The 19,024-nt window shown below is 32.3% G+C and carries 15 protein-coding genes; 5 read left to right on the top strand and 10 right to left on the bottom strand.

Annotated elements, in window-relative coordinates:
• Window positions 1-192: 192 nt before the first annotated feature.
• Both ISP02_RS13090 and ISP02_RS00210 read left to right on the top strand, forming a co-directional pair.
• Window positions 193-318, top strand: a complete 126-nt coding sequence (locus ISP02_RS13090; RefSeq protein WP_268933145.1) for a hypothetical protein — start codon at window positions 193-195, stop codon at window positions 316-318.
• Window positions 319-443: 125 nt separating this feature from the next.
• Entirely contained in the window at window positions 444-866 is a 423-nt protein-coding gene (locus ISP02_RS00210; protein WP_195719625.1) for a DUF2871 domain-containing protein, read from the top strand.
• Between the two features lie 224 nt (window positions 867-1,090).
• On the opposite strand, the gene ISP02_RS00205 is transcribed toward ISP02_RS00210, so the two are convergent.
• Together ISP02_RS00205 and ISP02_RS12900 are read right to left on the bottom strand one after the other, a co-directional pair.
• Window positions 1,091-3,253 (bottom strand): bifunctional glycosyltransferase/CDP-glycerol:glycerophosphate glycerophosphotransferase, encoded by a 2,163-nt coding sequence (locus ISP02_RS00205; protein ID WP_195719624.1) that lies wholly within the window; start codon window positions 3,251-3,253, stop codon window positions 1,091-1,093.
• A 151-nt stretch (window positions 3,254-3,404) separates the two neighbouring features.
• A complete protein-coding gene (locus ISP02_RS12900) occupies window positions 3,405-3,647 on the bottom strand; it encodes a DUF5776 domain-containing protein (protein WP_208455756.1) in 243 nt (80 codons plus the stop codon).
• Between the two features lie 378 nt (window positions 3,648-4,025).
• Here ISP02_RS12900 and brnQ point away from each other — a divergent pair, with 378 nt between their 5' ends.
• From brnQ to ISP02_RS00190, 3 genes are all read left to right on the top strand, one after another.
• Window positions 4,026-5,384: a branched-chain amino acid transport system II carrier protein gene (gene brnQ / locus ISP02_RS00200; protein ID WP_195721794.1), complete on the top strand. Its 1,359-nt coding sequence runs from the start codon at window positions 4,026-4,028 to the stop codon at window positions 5,382-5,384.
• Window positions 5,385-5,907: 523 nt separating this feature from the next.
• Window positions 5,908-7,326, top strand: a complete 1,419-nt coding sequence (locus ISP02_RS00195; protein ID WP_195719623.1) for an anion permease — start codon at window positions 5,908-5,910, stop codon at window positions 7,324-7,326.
• Between the two features lie 942 nt (window positions 7,327-8,268).
• Window positions 8,269-9,249 carry a tRNA dihydrouridine synthase gene (locus tag ISP02_RS00190; RefSeq protein ID WP_195719622.1) on the top strand — a complete coding sequence of 327 codons (981 nt, stop codon included), beginning with the start codon at window positions 8,269-8,271 and terminating at the stop codon, window positions 9,247-9,249.
• 313 nt (window positions 9,250-9,562) lie between these two features.
• Here the strand turns inward: ISP02_RS00190 and ISP02_RS00185 are convergent, their stop codons facing one another.
• The 8 genes from ISP02_RS00185 to ISP02_RS00150 form a co-directional block, all read right to left on the bottom strand.
• On the bottom strand, window positions 9,563-10,603 hold the full coding sequence (locus ISP02_RS00185) for an NAD(P)-dependent alcohol dehydrogenase (protein WP_195719621.1): 1,041 nt from the start codon (window positions 10,601-10,603) through the stop codon (window positions 9,563-9,565).
• Window positions 10,604-11,380: 777 nt separating this feature from the next.
• Entirely contained in the window at window positions 11,381-12,082 is a 702-nt protein-coding gene (gene lrgB / locus ISP02_RS00180; protein WP_195719620.1) for an antiholin-like protein LrgB, read from the bottom strand.
• Window positions 12,079-12,522: an antiholin-like murein hydrolase modulator LrgA gene (lrgA, locus tag ISP02_RS00175; protein WP_195719619.1), complete on the bottom strand. Its 444-nt coding sequence runs from the start codon at window positions 12,520-12,522 to the stop codon at window positions 12,079-12,081. The genes lrgB and lrgA overlap by 4 nt, the downstream gene beginning before the upstream one ends.
• Window positions 12,523-12,642: 120 nt before the next feature.
• Window positions 12,643-13,410, bottom strand: coding sequence for a response regulator transcription factor LytR (locus ISP02_RS00170; RefSeq protein ID WP_195719618.1), 768 nt, complete (start codon window positions 13,408-13,410; stop codon window positions 12,643-12,645).
• A gap of 2 nt (window positions 13,411-13,412) precedes the next feature.
• Window positions 13,413-15,164 (bottom strand): sensor histidine kinase, encoded by a 1,752-nt coding sequence (locus tag ISP02_RS00165; RefSeq protein WP_195719617.1) that lies wholly within the window; start codon window positions 15,162-15,164, stop codon window positions 13,413-13,415.
• Between the two features lie 413 nt (window positions 15,165-15,577).
• Complete coding sequence (rlmH, locus tag ISP02_RS00160) at window positions 15,578-16,057, bottom strand: 23S rRNA (pseudouridine(1915)-N(3))-methyltransferase RlmH (RefSeq protein ID WP_195719616.1); 480 nt, start codon at window positions 16,055-16,057, stop codon at window positions 15,578-15,580.
• Between the two features lie 538 nt (window positions 16,058-16,595).
• Window positions 16,596-17,378: an MBL fold metallo-hydrolase gene (locus ISP02_RS00155; RefSeq protein WP_195721793.1), complete on the bottom strand. Its 783-nt coding sequence runs from the start codon at window positions 17,376-17,378 to the stop codon at window positions 16,596-16,598.
• A 570-nt stretch (window positions 17,379-17,948) separates the two neighbouring features.
• Window positions 17,949-19,022, bottom strand: a complete 1,074-nt coding sequence (locus ISP02_RS00150) for an NAD(P)-dependent alcohol dehydrogenase (RefSeq protein WP_195719615.1) — start codon at window positions 19,020-19,022, stop codon at window positions 17,949-17,951.
• Window positions 19,023-19,024: the final 2 nt, after the last annotated feature.

Genomic DNA, 19,024 nt, shown 5'->3' with positions numbered 1-19,024 from the left:
CATACAATAATAATATATAATATTATAAAATAATCAAACAATTAAATATTTATTATAAAAAGAGTTGAACGTCTTAACATATTAATAATTAAGTTGAGTGAATTTTTAAATGCATTAGATACATTAACAAGACGCAGAAAACTGACTTGAATAAACCTTGCTATGATAACTATATAAATAAAAAATATAGCTATGGTATGGAAAATATTTGTAAAACAACTTGAAGATTTAGATACAAAGGAAAAAGATAAATATATATATGCTAAATTAGAGATGTCTATAATACTATTTCTGATAACTACGTTTGCAATTTTCTAACCTACTCTAACATTCTAGTTAAACGACCATCTTTAACTAAACTTTAATATTTTATTCCTCGTTCATAATGAGTTCACAATTGCAGTTTATATTATAATTAACAATAAATTTGGAGGTTTAAAAATATGAAAAGGCTAATGTATAGTTCAGCGTTATACACTTTATTGGGGATGTTGAGTGGCTTATTTTATCGCGAGATGTCAAAAGGTGAAAATTTCAATGGTTACTCACAATTAAATGTCACGCATACGCACTTTTTAGTTTTAGGTACGATTATGTTTTTAATATTTATGATTATTGAGCACCAACTTAAATTAACTAAAAATATGAAACTGTTTAATTATTTCTTCTACATTTTTCACTTAGGATTATTAGTAACTGTTGCTATGCAATTCATCAACGGTATTGCTACTATGAAAGACTTTAGTGTTAGCCCAGCAATTGCTGGCATTGCAGGGTTAGGTCACATTTTAATTACAATAGCATTCATTTTATTCTTTGTATTATTAAATAAGAGAATAAACGCAAATGCTAATAAAATAAGATAAGCGATTTTACAACTTATCAAAAAAGTCGTTTTAACGTTGTTATTTATCTAAACGTTAAAACGACTTCTTTATTTTATGATAATACTAACCAAATAAAAAATTGATTTTTGATGAGTAAAATATTAATTTCATTTTCTATATAAATATTGTTCGTCTTATAAAAAAACAAACCAAACTGTTTATACAGTTTGGTCTGCCCTCTGCCTAACACGTACCTTAATGACTTATTTGGAATGATCATAAATGTAATTTCCAATATATTTAGAAGCCTCACCAGTTTCTAAAGAACAGAATTTCTCGTAAAATTGCTCGATTTTATCTTTATACTTTTCTTTGTGTTTATCTATATTTTTGAGTTCTTTAGCTAATTTAAACTCATCTGTGAAAATCTCGCCCGGTAAATCATTCATATAGTCCATATAAAATCCTCTTAAGCCTTTATCATATTTTTCAATGTCATAAGCAAAGAAGAATTGAGGTCTTTTTAGAATGCCGAAGTCGAACATTACAGAAGAATAGTCTGTAACAAGCGCATCTGTAATTAAATATAATTCAGAAATGTCGTTATAGTTAGACACGTCAACAGCGAAATCTTCATAACCTTTTAAGTCCAAGGCATTAGAAATCAGATAGTGCATTCTAAGTAAGATGACGTAATCATCGCCTAATTCTTTTTGTAAATTTTCTAAGTTGATTTTTAAATCAAATAAATATTTCCCTTTTTTGATAAATTCATCGTCTCTCCATGTAGGAGCATACATAATGATTTTCTTACCTTTAGGGATATTTAAATCTTTTCTTAAGCGATTTTTAAAATCTTTGTCATTGTTTCTATTAACTAATATATCATTTCTTGGGTAACCAATTTCCCATACCCTTTCTTTATTCATCCAAAATGCAGATTTAAAGATATCAGTTGAGTATCTATTAGGTGATACAAGATGATCCCATCTTGTTGTTTCATCATAAAAGTTCTTCTTGTAATTGGCCGTTGTCGTACCTGGCATTCTAACAACTTTCATGTCATTACCTAATCGTTTTAATGGTGTACCGTGCCAAGTTTGAATATATTCTTGATTGTCCTTCTTATTTAAATAGCGAGGTAACCTTGCATTTGTAACCCAGAATTTCGCTTTAGAATATGCTTCATAATAAGCTTCAGATCCTTTTTTTACTTTTTTCGCATTACCCATAATCAAATGCTCTTTAGGCTCATTAAATACCCAAATGTAGTTTAATTGAGGAAAATGATTTTGCATATATTCGTAAATATATTTAGGGCTATCACTATAATTTTTACCACCAAAAGATTCAAAAACAATCGTATCTGCGCTTACGTTCTCTTCCTTATCAAACAATAAATATTTAGAACGATTTTTCATTTTATTCTTTTTCACAATATTTTTTACATGTCTACTTACATGTCTAATGTTGTTAACAAATTTTGCGTTTTCAGTCGAATTCATATATAAGAATAATATTTCTAAGTCGTAAAGTAATTTTGAATCTTTGAGTAAATCCCATTTCAAATATTTAACGACTGCTACTAAAGGTTTTTTAAGGATATTATATCTTGTTTCAATGTCTCTTAGTGATGGATCAAAACCATCTTTTATTTTATCTTTCATTTTGTCGGTTAAGAAGGTTTTCACTTTTTTGTCATCTGTTTTTTCAATCGCGTCAAAGAAACTATTAACATAATCTTCAAAAGTAAAAATAAAATCTTGATTACTTAGTGCATTACCTTCAAATGGATCATATACTTCTCCTCTATAGTAAAATGGAAAATTTAATAATCTGACAAATTTTTCAGCATATTTAATATATTCCACTACAAATGATGCATCGGTATATATTTTCAAGTCCTCATTAAATCGTATATTGTGGCCTTGTATAATAGCCGTTTTAAATAAAATATTACATACGGTATTTTTTCTTAAAAATGAGTTAGGGTTTGATTTTCGAGTTAAGTATCTTACTCTAATTTGGTCTTTATCAATATATTGCGGTCTATCGTTGAGACTAAATTTATGAATAGGGGCAACTAGTCCATCTAACCCATTGACCTTAGATAAATAATATTCAACAGCATAACTTGCTAATTGGTCATCTGCATCCAAGAACATGACATATTGTGTTTCCACTTCATCAAGCGCTTTGTTTCTAGCATATGCGTGACCATGATTTGTTTCTAAATTAATATATTTAACATCTTTAGTTTCGTTTTTGAAAGCATCTTTAACTACATTGGCTGATGCGTCAGTGGAACCATCGTTAACAATAATGAGATCAAAGTTTTGATTTCTTTGTTTTTTTAAACTTTCGATACAGTCTAAAATATGATCTTCTTTATTATATAAAGTTATAATAATAGATAATTTGTTCAATATTCTCTCTCCATTTTTTAAAGGGTTTGTCGCTTTATTTACTTTATTATATTACATAACAATTTTTAATTACATAACTCATATTATTAATATTACCATATAATAATAGTATCAATTATATTATCTCAGTTATTTTATTTAAATCATTTTACTATATTACTTTAATAAAGTCTTTGTTTGCGGTTAAAAAATCTTCTTCTGTTACTAACAGAGGCGTTGATTTATATGTGTACATAATATTTTTAATTTTAACATTTTCATTAAGTATAAGTTTTTGAATTGTTTCATTATCTAAAATGCTCAAGTCATAGATATTTAGAGAGAAATAGTTTAATATAATACGGAAATTCAGATGAACATGATTAATGGCTAGCGGATATTCACTCCTAGCCATTTTATTGTTATAACTATGAAGCTTTTATACATTTACGGGTGTATTTTTTGAGTTCAAAATAATATGCTCTTTGCATGCTTTATTGATATGACAAAGTTAGCACTAAATACGTCTTTATTTTATATAACACACCATTTCAATCTCTTCTTTTCGGAATCTTTCAACATTGTTATAATGCTCTAATGAGTGTGTAAACGATAATAAGATACATATTACTTTTATGAAGGACTCAAATGCATTGTGGTATGAAACAAATCTCATTTACTGAGACACTTTAACTTAGTGCATTAATTGTATTTTTTTACACCTGTTCTACACCGTAGTCTCATATAAAGCTTAAAAAACCGAAAGAAAATACATTAGGAGAAAGAACAAATCATCATGAAAAATAAACTTAGTATTAAAGAAAATATATTTATAGGATCATTACTATTCGGCTTATTTTTCGGAGCTGGCAATCTTATATTTCCCATACATTTAGGCCAATCAGCCGGTTCAAATATTGTTCAAGCAGACTTAGGTTTCTTGATTACAGCCATTGGTTTACCTTTCTTAGGTATTATCGCAATTGGGATGTCCAAAACAACGGGCATATTCGAAATTGTTTCAAGAGTTAACATTAAATACGCTTACATTTTCACAATATTACTTTATCTTGTCATTGGACCTTTTTACGCATTGCCAAGGCTAGCGACAACATCATTTGAAATAGCTTTTTCACCGTTTATTTCAAAATCATCTGTTCCATTGTATTTATCAATTTTTAGCATACTATTCTTTTTTGTCGCATGGTTTTTCTCTAAAAAGCCATCAAAAATTTTAGAATACATTGGTAAATTTTTAAATCCGGTATTTTTAATATTGTTAGGCTTACTTATTGTATTAGCATTTATTAATCCAATAGGAAACATTTCCAATGCTAAAATCAGTCCAAATTACGAAAATAGTGCTTTATTAAAAGGATTTATAGACGGTTATAATACGTTAGATGCTTTAGCAGCACTTGCTTTTGGTATTATCGTCGTAACAACGATTAAAAAACTGGGCGTTACTAATCCAAGTCACATAGCAAAAGAAACGCTTAAATCCGGTACAATCAGCATCATTTTAATGGGTGTTATATACAGCTTATTAGCATTTATGGGTACGATGAGTTTAGGCCATTTCAAGATAAGTGAAAATGGTGGTATCGCACTAGCACAAATTGCACAATATTACTTAGGCGATTACGGCATAATTTTACTGTCACTAATTATTATTGTTGCCTGTTTAAAAACAGCGATAGGTTTAATCACAGCATTTTCAGAAACATTTTCAGAGCTATTTCCAAAACAAAATTATTTAATGTTTGCGACAGTCGTTAGTATCATTTCTTGCGTTTTTGCTAATATCGGTTTAACAAAAATTATCGCTTACTCAACACCAGTATTGATGTTCTTGTATCCGTTAGCCATTACCATTATTTTACTCACACTATTTAGTTCATTATTTAACCATTCAAAAATCGTCTATCAATTTACAACTTATTTCACGATGGTCGCATCATTTGCTGACGCCATTAAAGCTAGCCCAGCAATTATTGCCAACACACAATTCGCCCATAGCATAATCACATTCAGCGAAAAATACCTACCCTTCTTTACAATAGGTATGGGTTGGGTAACACCAGCACTATTAGGATTTATTATCGGCTTCATCGTGTACAAAGTTAAAAACACACCACAACAAACAGCTTAAATTTAAGTATAACGCTTATGGACGCGAGTACCTAACCACAATGAACAAGCATATCTCTTTAATTACTGTGTAGATCAGTTAAGTGATATGCTTGTTAATCCTATATTTAAGTTCCTTTTATTTAAAACTATTATAATTAAACATGCTATTTCCTCTATAATATAAAAACTTAGCTTGATTTCTTAGAAAATGACAAGTCAATAGTCTCAATATTTATAGATGAAATGGTTTGGCATTATTTAATACTATTAATAACTATCCTTATATCTTTAATCGTTCTCTATAATAATAGCTCGTGCAATTTTTGATAATATAAGTACTCTGTGGGCATTGTTTTTAAATCTGTTTGTTTCTTTAATTCTCTTATAGCAATCCTATTTTAAAGTAAAAGAAGTAGAAAATTTTTTAATAATAGTAAATTGTATTAAACCTTTTCCCCATTTCATGTTTACTTATTATGGTAATAAGCGTAGATTGTTTATTATAATTATGTAATATTTCGTAGAAAGAAGGAAAGTTTGTAATGCAAAATTCAATAAAATACCGTAAATTTATACTACCCCTAATTATCGGTATACTCATTTGTGCACTTACCCCCATTAAGCCAGATGCATTAAGTCCACAAGCTTGGTATATGTTTGCTATATTTGTAACAACTATTATTGCTTGTATTACGCAACCTATGCCAATTGGCGCAGTATCTATACTCGGTTTCACAGCCATGGTGCTAACAGGTGTAACTGACATAAAAACTGCAGTAGCAGGATTTGGTAATAACAGTATTTGGCTTATTGCAATAGCCTTTTTTATTTCTAGAGGTTTCGTCAAAACGGTTTTAGGTCGCCGAATTGCACTGCAATTTGTAAAGCTCTTTGGTAAAAAAACTTTAGGCTTGGCCTATTCACTTGTTGGTGTTGATCTTATACTTGCACCTGCTACCCCTAGTAATACCGCACGTGCAGGTGGCATCATGTTCCCAATTATCAAATCTTTATCAGAATCATTTGATTCTGATCCAAAACAAGGCACAGAACGTAAAATGGGTGCTTTTCTTATATTTACTGAATTTCAAGGTAATTTAATTACTGCTGCAATGTTTTTAACAGCAATGGCAGGTAACCCATTGGCACAAAACCTTGCGGAAAGCACTGCTCATGTAAATATAACGTGGATGAATTGGTTTTTAGCAGCCTTAGTACCCGGATTAATTTCTCTGATTGTCGTACCGTACATCATTTATAAAATTTATCCTCCAAGTGTTAAAGAAACACCTAATGCTAAAAATTGGGCTAATAATGAATTATCTAAAATGGGAAGTATTTCAACTTCAGAAAAATTCATGATTATTATTTTTATTATCTCATTAGCTTTATGGATACTAGGTAGCCTTATCCACATTGATGCTACCTTAACAGCGTTTATAGCATTATCGTTATTATTGTTAACCGGTGTATTAGAATGGAAAGATATTTTGAACGAGACAGGTGCATGGAATACATTAATATGGTTCTCCGTACTTGTACTAATGGCAGATAGATTAAATAAATTAGGATTTATTCCTTGGTTGAGCAAACTTATAGCAACAAGTTTAGGCAACTTCAGTTGGCCAATTGTTCTTATTATTTTGCTAGTATTTTATTTTTATTCACACTATTTATTTGCGAGTGCAACAGCACATGTCAGTGCAATGTATGCCGCTCTATTAGGCGTAGCAGTTGCTGCAGGCGCACCACCATTATATAGCGCACTAATGTTAGGTTTCTTTGGTAACTTGCTAGCTTCAACAACACATTACAGTAGTGGCCCAGCTCCAATATTATATTCAGCAGGCTATATCACCCAAAAACGTTGGTGGACAATGAATTTCATCCTTGGCATTGTCTATTTCATTATATGGATTGGTTTAGGCTCAGTTTGGATGAAATTCATCGGTATTTTATAAATTTAATAATGCTAATTATGGATAATCCAACCTCTGCTGATATCTGTTGAATTTATGCCGTTAAAGATACAAATGTATCGTAATTTAACGCATCTATTTTACTATGGCAAGATAGAGGAATATTTTAAAATTTATAGAACAACAAGGCTATCTAAATATTTAGATAGCCTTGTTATATATACTAGAAATACTTTTACTTAGTTAATTTACGTTACAAACTGTGTAAAAGATGTGTGCCATTGAAGTAACATATGATAATCCATGTCTACGCTTAGTAATAACTTGAGCGTGCCTACTCTACGAAACAATAGCATTTATTAGTTTAAAGGCTTTAAAGACTGAATCAGTTCATCATAATACGCTAGTCATAATTCAAAAAATTAAGACCTACTCTGTCCGATACTAATCAACCGATATGATAGACAGAATTCATTTTGTCTTTATTCGGTATTTCAAAGTTACTTACGCAGAGTACTATTAGCAACCATTATATCCACAAATTGTACATGAAGTATTTATCTATTATATTCGACTAATTATACAACTTATCAGAGAGCTGAAACTTTATAGTAAAAATATGCTTTTAACATATTTAACATGGATAGAAATATGAAGACATCCGTTTGCAGTTACATAGTGCCTTCTTAATTATAGGTCTGCATTCTATAGTCATTATAATTTGTCAATCACAGTATTATCTATCTGTGCTACTACAATTACCTATAAATTTTTAGTCACTGTAATTACTTAAAGGGGATCGCTTGTTTCGGTCTAAATTGTGAGAACCGTCATGCCTATATATGGATTTTAGACTACTGGAAGACATCCCTATACCAAGGTAGTAAGTGGTCAAATTCCTTTTGTATAAGTTGTCAATTTGTGGTAATATCATCATGGATAAAAATTCGATTATACTAATAAATAAGAAGGTTTAAATATATTATGAAAGAAAATTTTTGGAGTGAATTACCACGCCCATTTTTTATTTTAGCACCTATGGAAGACGTTACGGATATTGTCTTTCGTCATGTAGTCAGTGAAGCCGCTAGACCTGATGTGTTTTTTACTGAATTTACTAACACTGAGAGCTTTTGTCACCCTGAAGGTATACACAGTGTTCGCGGACGCTTAACATTTAGTGAAGATGAACAGCCCATGGTCGCTCATATATGGGGCGATAAACCAGATCATTTCCGAGAAATGAGTATCGGTTTGGCAGATATGGGCTTTAAAGGTATTGATTTGAATATGGGCTGTCCTGTAGCTAATGTTGCAAGCAAAGGTAAAGGTTCTGGCTTGATTTTGCGACCTGAAACCGCGGCCGAAATTATTCAAGCAACTAAAGCAGGCGGTCTACCGGTAAGCGTTAAAACTCGCCTCGGTTATTATGAAATAGACGAGTGGAAAGACTGGTTAAAACACGTCTTCGAACAAGACATTGCCAACTTATCTATTCATCTTCGTACACGTAAAGAGATGAGTAAAGTAGATGCACACTGGGAATTAATCGAAGCAGTCAAAAATTTACGCGACGAAATCGCGCCAGATACATTATTAACTATTAACGGAGATATACCAGACAGACAAACAGGTCTTGAACTTGCAGAAAAATATGGCATTGATGGTGTAATGATTGGTAGAGGTATTTTTAATAATCCCTTCGCTTTCGAAAAAGAACCACGTGAACATTCTAGCAAAGAACTATTAGATTTATTGAGATTACATCTAGCTTTGTTCGACAAATATGCTAAAGATGAAACTCGATTATTCAAGCCTTTACGCAGATTCTTTAAAATCTACGTGCGTGACATTAGAGGTGCTAGCCAACTGCGACATCAATTGATGAGCACAAATACGACAGACGATGCTCGCGCATTACTCGATGATTTTGAAGCCCAAATGGACGACAGTGTAACATCTTAATGCACGGGTAAAAATTAGACATTATCCGCTACAATTTTAAAATTTATCACACAAAAATCCCCTATTAACTTTATAGTTAACAGGGGATTTCTAGTTTTCTAATTATTAAAGAAAAAGAGGTTAGAACATAAACACCCATTCTCAAAATAAGTCTGGGATATAATATTATCACTAGACTCTTTTTTATATTAGCAGTAGATGACTGAATTGAAAGTGCGCATGCATCAATCTTCTTTCAATTCAGTCATCCTTGCCGGGACGGACTACAAAATCTTCTTATACAAATAAGATTTCTTTCCCGCTTCCTTCTTTATTACATTGTACTTGTATCAATAACGAAACGATATTTAACATCTGAAGATAACACTCTCTCATATGCTTCATCAATTTGATCAGCTGAAATTAATTCGATTTGTGGTTTAATATTGTGTTTTGAACAGAAATCTAACATTTCTTGAGTTTCTCTTATACCACCAATTGCTGAACCTGCAAATGATCTACGATGACCTATTAAATTTGCAACTTGTAATGATACAGGTTCTGCTGGTGCACCAACATTAACAATTGTACCATCTAATTTTAATAATTTAAGGTAATCGTCTATTTTTAAATTAGCACTTACTGTATTAATAATTAAATCAAATGAGTTTGCAAGCTGTTCAAATGTTGATTCATCACTTGTTGCATAATAATTAGAAGCGCCCAATTTTAAGCCGTCTTCTTTTTTATTTAACGTTCTTGATAATACGGTTACTTCAGCTCCCATAGCATGCGCTATTTGAACAGCCATGTGCCCAAGTCCACCCATACCGATAACAGCCACATTTTTACCTTCGTATGCTTTCCAGTTATTTAAAGGTGAATAAGTCGTAATACCAGCACATAGTAAAGGTGCAGCAGCATCTAAACTAATATTATCAGGAATACTTAGTACAAAATCTTCATGTACGACTATATGAGTTGAGTAACCACCTTGAGTTGGTTCGCCATATCTATCCGTACTTGCATATGTGCCAACCATCCCTTTTGAGCAGTACTGTTCTTCACCGTTTTGGCAGTGTTCACATTCACCACAAGAGTCTACCATGCAGCCAACACCGACACGGTCATCTACTTGATATTTACTAACATCAGAACCGACTTCTTTAACAATACCGGCAATTTCATGACCAGGTACCAATGGATAGTTAACTGGGCCCCATTCTTCATGTGCAGTATGAATATCTGAATGGCATATGCCTGCATATTTAATTTCTATCAAAATATCATGTTTATCAAGATCTCTTCTTGTAATCTCTGTAGCATAAAAATTAGAATCCGGACTATTTACAGCTCTTGCTTTAGCATTTAACATCAATTAATTCCTCCGTTACAAACCTGATAGAATACCTTTATTAATATTCTTCATGGCTCATAATAGACTTGGCAAGTCCCAACGTCAATCCATATGACTCAGGGGTGAATATGAGGTTTTGAGAAAATGATTTTAACTTTAAAAGACATTTCTTATTCCCGCTTCATATGTAGTTACTTTAAAATCAGGAAATTTTTCTTTAAATTTAAAAGTAAATGTCTTTTATTATATTTACTTTGACAAAATATTATAACTAAAATAATTTTATAAAGAACAACACTGGCTACCATAATTTCAATGATGACCAATTTATATTTAGTTTTATTTATTATAGGGCTTTAATTATCGTATTATGATGCGGCTTTTGAAAATATATTTTAATTATAGACAACTTTTATCAATTAATTTTTAGTGTAATTAATCATTTTTTTCTATAATTAAATTGCTCTTTAGAACTTTAACTAGAATCTCAAATTTTTATAGTATATACAAATAAGCATTTTCAAAGTATTGAGTTTGAAAATGCTTATAACTTATTGAATTGAAATAAAATATAAAGTAGTAGATAGGAAGCTTAATGGATATAGCACAAGATAAATAATAGTTAAGTTAGAAATTTCATTGATTAACTTCCCTTTATACTCCCAGTCAGCGCTAAAATATAAATCTGTGAGGCATATTACTAACAAAGTTAACTATCGATTGAATCAATACTTCTTCATAAGAAATTTTTTCAAATTATTCTTCTATAAAAATGCGTAAAGTATTTTTATCAATTTATAATAAAAGGTTAGCTAATATTGGAGCAACGATTACAACAATAACACCAACAATGACTAGTGAAATAGATGCCATGGAAGCTTCAGTTTCACCAAATTCCTGTGCAGATGAAACACCTAATGAATGGCCACTCGTTCCAAGTGCTAAGCCACGTGCAATAGGGTTTGTTATATTAAATAATTTAATTAATTTAGAGCCTAAAGCATATATAATAACACCATTTAAAATAACTGCTAGTGATGTTAACTCTTTGATGCCACCTATATCTGCTGATACGGGTAAAGCAATGGCAGTTGTTGCACCTTGAGGTAACATAGAGGCTACAACGCCATCAGAAAATTGGAATGCTTTTGCGATAAGATAAATACAAGCAAGCGCAGCAGTTGTACCTAAAGTGATACCACCTATTACTTGTTTCCAATATTTTTTTAAGACATCACGACGTTTATATAAAGGTATAGCGAAACATATTGTTGCTGGTTCTAAGAAGAAATTGATGATATCTCCACCAATTTTATAATTTGCGTAGTCAATACCTGTTAATTTTAAAAAAATGATGCCGACCACCATACTAAAGAATAATGGTGTGAATAAGAAAAAGCCATTTGTTTTTTTAAATAAATAAGTTGCAATGATAAAAGGTATTAGAGATAGAAGAATACCAAAATAAGGTGTGTTGATCGCTAAATGTTCAATCATAATTTATCCTCCACCAATTTTTTATGTTTTGCTTTTTTCGGAATAAAGGATTTTGTAATAATCATCTGAGACAAAAATCCTGTACATAACAACAAGAGCAACGTTGAAATGATAATTAATAATATAATTAGGATTGGGCTAGTGCTTAACACCCCTAGCGAATTAATGACTGAGACACCTGCAGGTACAAATAAGAAACCAATATTATTAGTTAATGTTGTACCGACACTTTCAACTTCACCAAGTTTAACAATACCAGTACATAAAGCGATGAATAATAAGACGAGTCCAATTACCGAAGCTGGCATTGGTACCGGCATAAAGCTTTCGATAATATTTGAAATAAGCATAACGATAGCTATAACAAGAGCTTGATGGAAAAAGTTATATGTTTTAGAACTATTACTTTCTGTTTTATGTTGTTTATTTTCTACTTCCATTTAAAATTGCCTCCCAAATTAATCTTGAGTCAATTATAAAATGAAAGCGATTACTATATTGGGATTTTAATGTGACTTACGACTCGTTGGAGCTGAAATGCATTAATTGAAATGTGACTATCAAGATAACCCCATCATTTGTTTAAAGGGCTTCATATACGAACGGCTAACTTGAAATTTTAATTGGTTTGTCATTGTAAGTTGATATGTGTAATTGAACCAATGCTCAATCGTTTGTATATGTGCTTTATTAACTAGCGTAGATCGATGAATGCGCATGAATTTTTGCGTTTCAATTTTCTTCTCGTAATGGCTCAAAGGTTCTGACGTTTCAAAATCTCCATGGGTCGTATTTATAGTTGTAGTGCCATTATTAACCGAAATTGCAATAATATCATTTAAATTAATAATATGAATACGTTCATCTACCTCTATAGGTAAAACTTTACTTGATCTTGTATCTTCTTGACTATTTTCATTACTTATTGAAGGTGTTAAACCACTGTCATTATGTTGTTCGCTAGTTTGACCAATGGCAAGTTCCACTTTATGAACAGCTTGGGCAATACGTTGTTGCTCAAATGGCTTAAGAATATAATCAATGGCATCTAATTCAAAAGCTTTAACAGCAAATGTATCATGTGCTGTCGCAAAGACGATAAATGGGGCGTGTTTCATTTTCTTTATTTTGTTCGCAAGGTCAAGACCACTTTCATCCATTAAATTAATATCAAGAAAAATAACATCATAATCATCGTAAAGTAACAATTCTAACGTTTCAGAAACATTTTCAGCTTCATCAATTTTTTCAAAATGACGAATTTGAGTTAGTAAATAATGTAGTTCATTCCGTGCTAAGGGTTCATCATCTACAATAATTGATTTCAAATTTATTCCTCCTCTATACTGTGATATGGAATTGTGGAACTCACAGTTGTACCATGTTGATTAGATAAAATTTGAAGACTTGCATCATGACCAAACAGCCCTTCTAACCTGTGATTTAAGTTTTCGAGTGCGCTTCCACTCCCAGATTCTGAATAAACACTGGTTTTGCCAATTTTACCAAGTTTTTCAGTAGGAATGCCGTGGCCGTTGTCGGTTACAGAAATCGCTAGCCCAGTTTGAGATTTGTGTGCTTTGACAATAATTTTATTATTATATTTTCTACTTTTAAAAGCATGTTTGATGGCATTTTCAACAAGTATTTGTATAGCAAATGGTGGTACAAGTGCACCATAACAAGTTTCATCAATATCAAAAGACACATTAAATCGGTCTGGGTATCGTGCTTGTTCTAAAGATAGATAAGATTCAACTTGTTGCAATTCCTTTTCTAAAGAAATGGTGTTGTTGCGAGCGCCTTGTAGATTGGAGCGGAAGAACTGACTAAGTTGTAAGAGTAACTCACGTGCTTTTTCACTATCAATTCGTACTAACGCTGAAATAGTATTAATTGCGTTAAAGAAAAAATGCGGGTTAACTTGTGCTTGTAGTGATTTAATCTCAGCATCACGTATTAATGCACTTTGCGCTTCTACTTGACCTAATTCAAGTTGGCTTGAAAAGATTTCTGCAAGTCCCGTTGCTAATTGTTTGTCTGCAAAGTTTACATCATATTTATTTGTAAAATATAATTTCAACGTGCCTACAACATCATTTTTCACCCGTAAAGGTACTACAATTGCTGCTTCTAAAGGGCAACCTGGATGATTACAACCTATATCTTCACTAGAATATGCTTCTTTTAAAGTGCCAGATTGGATGGCACGTTTAGATAGATTAGTAATAATGGCTTTTTGTGTAACATGATGATCGCTTGCTACACCAACATGGGTCAAAATATCTTTACGATTAGTAATAGCAACTGCAGATACACGCATTAAATCAAGGATAATCTCAGCAGCTTTTTTCGCTGATTGCTCATTCAAACCAGAACGGAAATATGGCAAAGTTTGATTAGCGAGTTGTAATACATCATGCGTTTGTATCGCTCGTGTTTTTTCCTCTTGTTTAATAGTAGATAAAATAATAGATAGGAATATGGCAGTACCGATAGAATTTATAGAGATCATTGGAATAGCTATGAGTTTAACTAATGTCCAAGCATGATCAGTGTTATTAGAAAAAGTGAGAATACACAGCATTTGAATAATTTCTGTAGTACCTCCAATTAAAGCACCTTTTACAATGGTAGGATAACGGTTAGCTCGCATGGCCTTATAACCAAAGTAACCAGAAACGATTGCTATTATAATAGAGGAAATTAAATAGATATATGCATCTGCACCACCAATGTAAACACGATATATACCTGAAATTAAAGCAACTACTATAGCTACAAACGGCCCACCGATAAGCCCAGATACACCGATAGTCAAAACACGTGTATTGGCTAAAGATGCATTAGGATCAAGGTGGTTATAAACTGTGCCATTAATGATTTCATCACCATGTATTTGTATACCTGTAAAGTTTGAAATCATAGAAAAGCAACCAAAAATAATAATTAATTGCCATTGCGAACGTCGCTTTTCACGCTCGTTCATCATTGTTTTAAAATGATTGATATTCATTAAAATATAGGCAATCAGTATGATTAAGCCTACACGTTCAAGTAGAAGTATAAATAAATTTAACATAACGTATCCTTATAATTGTTTATTATCTAGAGCTATATATCAATAGCTCTGTATATTGAGTAAATTCATTCTAAGACATATAATTGAACGAATTATACTTATCGTAATATCAAGCATTATCACGTATAATTGTATCGAATATTTGCTTTTCCGAAAAGAAGTTTATGACGATTTTATAAATGATGCTAGTGTGACAACATTACTAAATAAAGGGTTCCAACTTACTTTTAATGCTATTTAAAAAATGGGCTATATACGATTGCTTCCAATAAAAATAGAATACCTTCATTTTATAGTGAAGGATACTCTATTTTAAAATTACTAATTAAATTATTTATATTGATGAGAAATATCGAAGACATTATCAATTATAAATAATTTTGTTATTTTTAGCGTACTCTTCTAAAACCCCATCACTTATGATACGCTTCTCCTCGCATTATCTTGAATGCTCTATAGACTTGTTCGATTAGCACGACGCGCATCATTTGGTGGGGGAAGGTCATCTTACTAAATGAAAGGCTGTAGTTGCTTCTGTTTAGGACGTCTTGGTGCAGTCCATGAGAGCCGCCGATAATAAATACGAAGTCGCTTTGGCCTTGGGTCATACGGCGTTCTATCTCCTTAGCTAAACCTTCTGATGTCAGCATGTTGCCTTTGATTTCTAGTGTGATGACGGTGGCTTGATCTTTGATTTTGCTTAGTAAGCGTTGGCCTTCTTTCGCTTTCACTTGTTCTATTTCTTTGTCGCTCATGTTTTCGGGTGCTTTTTCGTCGGCCACTTCAATGATTTCTATTTTAGTGTAGGCGCCAAGGCGTTTTTCGTATTCTGCAATGGCTTGTTTCCAATATTTTTCTTTAAGTTTGCCTATGGTCAGTATTGTTATTTTCATGTTATCCTCCAAATCTCTTTAATAATCACAAGTTGTTAGACTTATCCACAAGTTATACACTTATTCACACATTTCCCTCTAATTATACCATTATTGAATAAACATACTTTACACATTTTACAATTTTGTAATGCTTATTCCGGGGATAACTTGTGTATTTGTGTATAACCCTGTGTATAATGTGGGTATTTCTCTGTGAATTGTGCACAACACTGGATAACTTTGCACAAAACAGTGGATAACTTCGTGGTTGTCTTACATAGTTATACACAATGATTTACAATTCCTTAATATCCTATTACAAAGCATTTTGGAAAAATTGTTTCCTAGTATCATAAAATTATGACTAACTTATCTATTTCATACTAAAACAGTTCTATCTCTAAAATAATATAATGCTTTATTTTTGTTATATTATACCATGTTTATAATTCAAATTTTGGTATTGAAAAAGCTGAGACATATCATCATGTCCCAGCTCATATATTATATTGATATCATGTACTCAAATATACCCGCTAAACCTTCTATCATATTTCTACAATGTATAAATAGGTGTCGCTTCCGCCTTATCTGTATCGCATAGTACAACTTCACGTTCCGTATCGATGTCGTGTTCGTTCAATACCTGTGCAACGCTCATACGTGCTAAATCTTTCATATTATTATCTTGTGATAAATGTGATAAATAGATGCGTTTCGTATTGCCAGTTATTACGTCTGTCATGGCATGTCCTGCATCTTCATTTGACACGTGGCCCATATCGCCTAAAATTCGTTGCTTGGTTTTCCAAGGATAACGGCACATACGTAACATATCCACATCGTGATTGCTTTCAAACATAAATGCATCGCTGCCTTGAATCATACCTTTCATACGGTCTGATACATATCCTGTGTCAGTTAAAATGGTAAATTTCTTATAATTGTTATGGAAAATGTAAAATTGAGGGTCAATGGCATCGTGAGATACATTAAATGACTCTACATCGAATCCTGCAATGGATTGTGTGTCGTATGGGTTAAAAATAAATTTTTGATCCATAGGAATTTTACTATCCTTTTTATCTATTGCTGTCCAAGTTTTTTCATTGGCATAAATTGGTAATTTGTATTTACGTGCTAATACGCCTAGACCTTTAATATGGTCAATATGTTCATGTGTAAGAAGTATGCCGTTTAAATTTTCTATTTTTTTGTCTATTTGTCCAAATAGTTCTTCCATTTTTTTACCGGTAAGACCTACGTCTACGAGTAAACTGCCTTTATCACTTTCCACATAAGTGGCATTTCCCGTACTACCACTCGCTAATACACTCATTCGTATCAAGCGATTTCACCCTTTCTAAGCTCTAAACTACTACAATTTTTAATTTCTACACTACGTGCAATCTTACTGCACTGTTCCTGTAGTCTTCCCTATTAAACGTACATATCGTGCAACCGCTTCGACTGTTAACATTCCACGATTGTCGTATGTAATTCATGCTATAAATTAGTTATAAGTATTGTTATTAAGCCGTTCATTAAAAACACTATTATATTATACTATAACAAGTTACTTTATGCCTATACAACGACCATACTTTTATAATTATTGTTACTTCAAAACTGCTAAATATTTTATCCACATAAATAAAAAGGAGCGGGACAAAAATCTCATTTGTATAAAAAGATTTTCTATCCCCGCTCCGGCAAGGATGACTAGCGTTGAAAAAAGCCTGATACAAACGCATTTTCAATTCCGTCATCTACTGCCAATATAAAAAGAAGTCTGGAGCTAATATTTCCCCCAGACTCTTCAAATATTTTAATCGACTCATATCCGAATCAAAATTCCAGACACTAAATGTGCAAAATTTTAAATTCTACCTCTATTAAAGCACAAATCTTACTCTGCAGGTTTACCATTTGGATAAACCATCACTTTCAATGAACCACTTTTGTTTGTACGTGCTTGTTCCATAGCCTGTTGTGCATCCTCCAAATTGTATTCATCTGTAAACATTGAATCAAGATCTGCAGCAGTTGAATTTAACATTTCTACACCCATTTGATATGTGTTGGCATATCTGAAAATACCTACGATGTTAATTTCATGGTTAGCAATAAATGGAATGTTTAGGTCGTTTGTCTCTTGTTGTGGTAAACCAACGATAGCGAGTGTGCCTCCATTTTTTAATGAACTTAAAGCGCTTTTGAGTGCTGTCGGATTACCTGCAGTTTCAATGGCATAGTTTACACCGTCGCCGTTTGTGATTTCTTTAATGCGTTCGTTAACGTCTTCTTTTTTAATATCAATTGTATGTGTCGCACCGAGTTTTAATGCTTCGTCTAGACGAATTTGTTCTAAGTCAGACACGATAATATTAGTCGCACCAAAGGCTTTAGCAGCAACGACAGCCATTAAACCAACTGGACCCATGCCCATAATCACTACAGTAGAACCTGGCTGAACATTGGCGCGTTTACATGCTTGAATGCCTACTGAAAATGGTTCGTTTAGTGTGGCTTGTTCATAAGTCATTGAGTCAGGAATATGGAATAAAAAGCCTTCTGGATGGCTAATATATTGACTGAACGCCCCATCAATTGGAGGTGTCGCTAAAAACTCTACATGTGGACAAAGATTATATTGCCCTGCTTTACAGTATTCACATTCTCCGCATGTTACACCTGGTTCAATCGCTACACGGTCGCCTACTTTAAATTTAGTTACTGCCGAACCTACATCTGCAACGATACCTGCACATTCATGACCTAAGATAAGCGGTTTTTCTACAACGAATTCACCTACTCTGCCATGTTCGTAATAGTGGACGTCTGAACCGCAAACGCCTACAGCCATAACCTTGACTAAGACGTCGTGTGGACCGATTTCTGGTACGTCTACTTCTTTTAATTCCATATCGAAAGGTTTATTAAGTAATGAAATGTTCATTTTTTGTGGTATTTGTTGTGCCATTA

It is taken from the genome of Staphylococcus durrellii, from assembly GCF_015594545.1.
Taxonomy (GTDB): Bacteria; Bacillota; Bacilli; order Staphylococcales; family Staphylococcaceae; genus Staphylococcus; species Staphylococcus durrellii.
Note: the sequence above shows the minus strand (reverse complement) of the source record. Positions and strands in the feature narration are given on the sequence as shown.

Excerpts from the sequence above, each read along its gene's own strand:
- ISP02_RS13090 (WP_268933145.1), top strand. The coding sequence starts at position 193 with ATGGTATGGAAAATATTTGTAAAACAACTTGAAGATTTAGATACAAAG.
- ISP02_RS00210 (WP_195719625.1), top strand. The coding sequence starts at position 444 with ATGAAAAGGCTAATGTATAGTTCAGCGTTATACACTTTATTGGGGATG.
- ISP02_RS12900 (WP_208455756.1), bottom strand. The coding sequence starts at position 3,647 with ATGGCTAGGAGTGAATATCCGCTAGCCATTAATCATGTTCATCTGAAT.
- ISP02_RS00195 (WP_195719623.1), top strand. The coding sequence starts at position 5,908 with ATGCAAAATTCAATAAAATACCGTAAATTTATACTACCCCTAATTATC.
- ISP02_RS00190 (WP_195719622.1), top strand. The coding sequence starts at position 8,269 with ATGAAAGAAAATTTTTGGAGTGAATTACCACGCCCATTTTTTATTTTA.
- ISP02_RS00185 (WP_195719621.1), bottom strand. The coding sequence starts at position 10,603 with ATGTTAAATGCTAAAGCAAGAGCTGTAAATAGTCCGGATTCTAATTTT.
- lrgB (WP_195719620.1), bottom strand. The coding sequence starts at position 12,082 with ATGATTGAACATTTAGCGATCAACACACCTTATTTTGGTATTCTTCTA.
- lrgA (WP_195719619.1), bottom strand. The coding sequence starts at position 12,522 with ATGGAAGTAGAAAATAAACAACATAAAACAGAAAGTAATAGTTCTAAA.
- ISP02_RS00165 (WP_195719617.1), bottom strand. The coding sequence starts at position 15,164 with ATGTTAAATTTATTTATACTTCTACTTGAACGTGTAGGCTTAATCATA.
- rlmH (WP_195719616.1), bottom strand. The coding sequence starts at position 16,057 with ATGAAAATAACAATACTGACCATAGGCAAACTTAAAGAAAAATATTGG.
- ISP02_RS00155 (WP_195721793.1), bottom strand. The coding sequence starts at position 17,378 with ATGAGTGTATTAGCGAGTGGTAGTACGGGAAATGCCACTTATGTGGAA.
- ISP02_RS00150 (WP_195719615.1), bottom strand. The coding sequence starts at position 19,022 with ATGGCACAACAAATACCACAAAAAATGAACATTTCATTACTTAATAAA.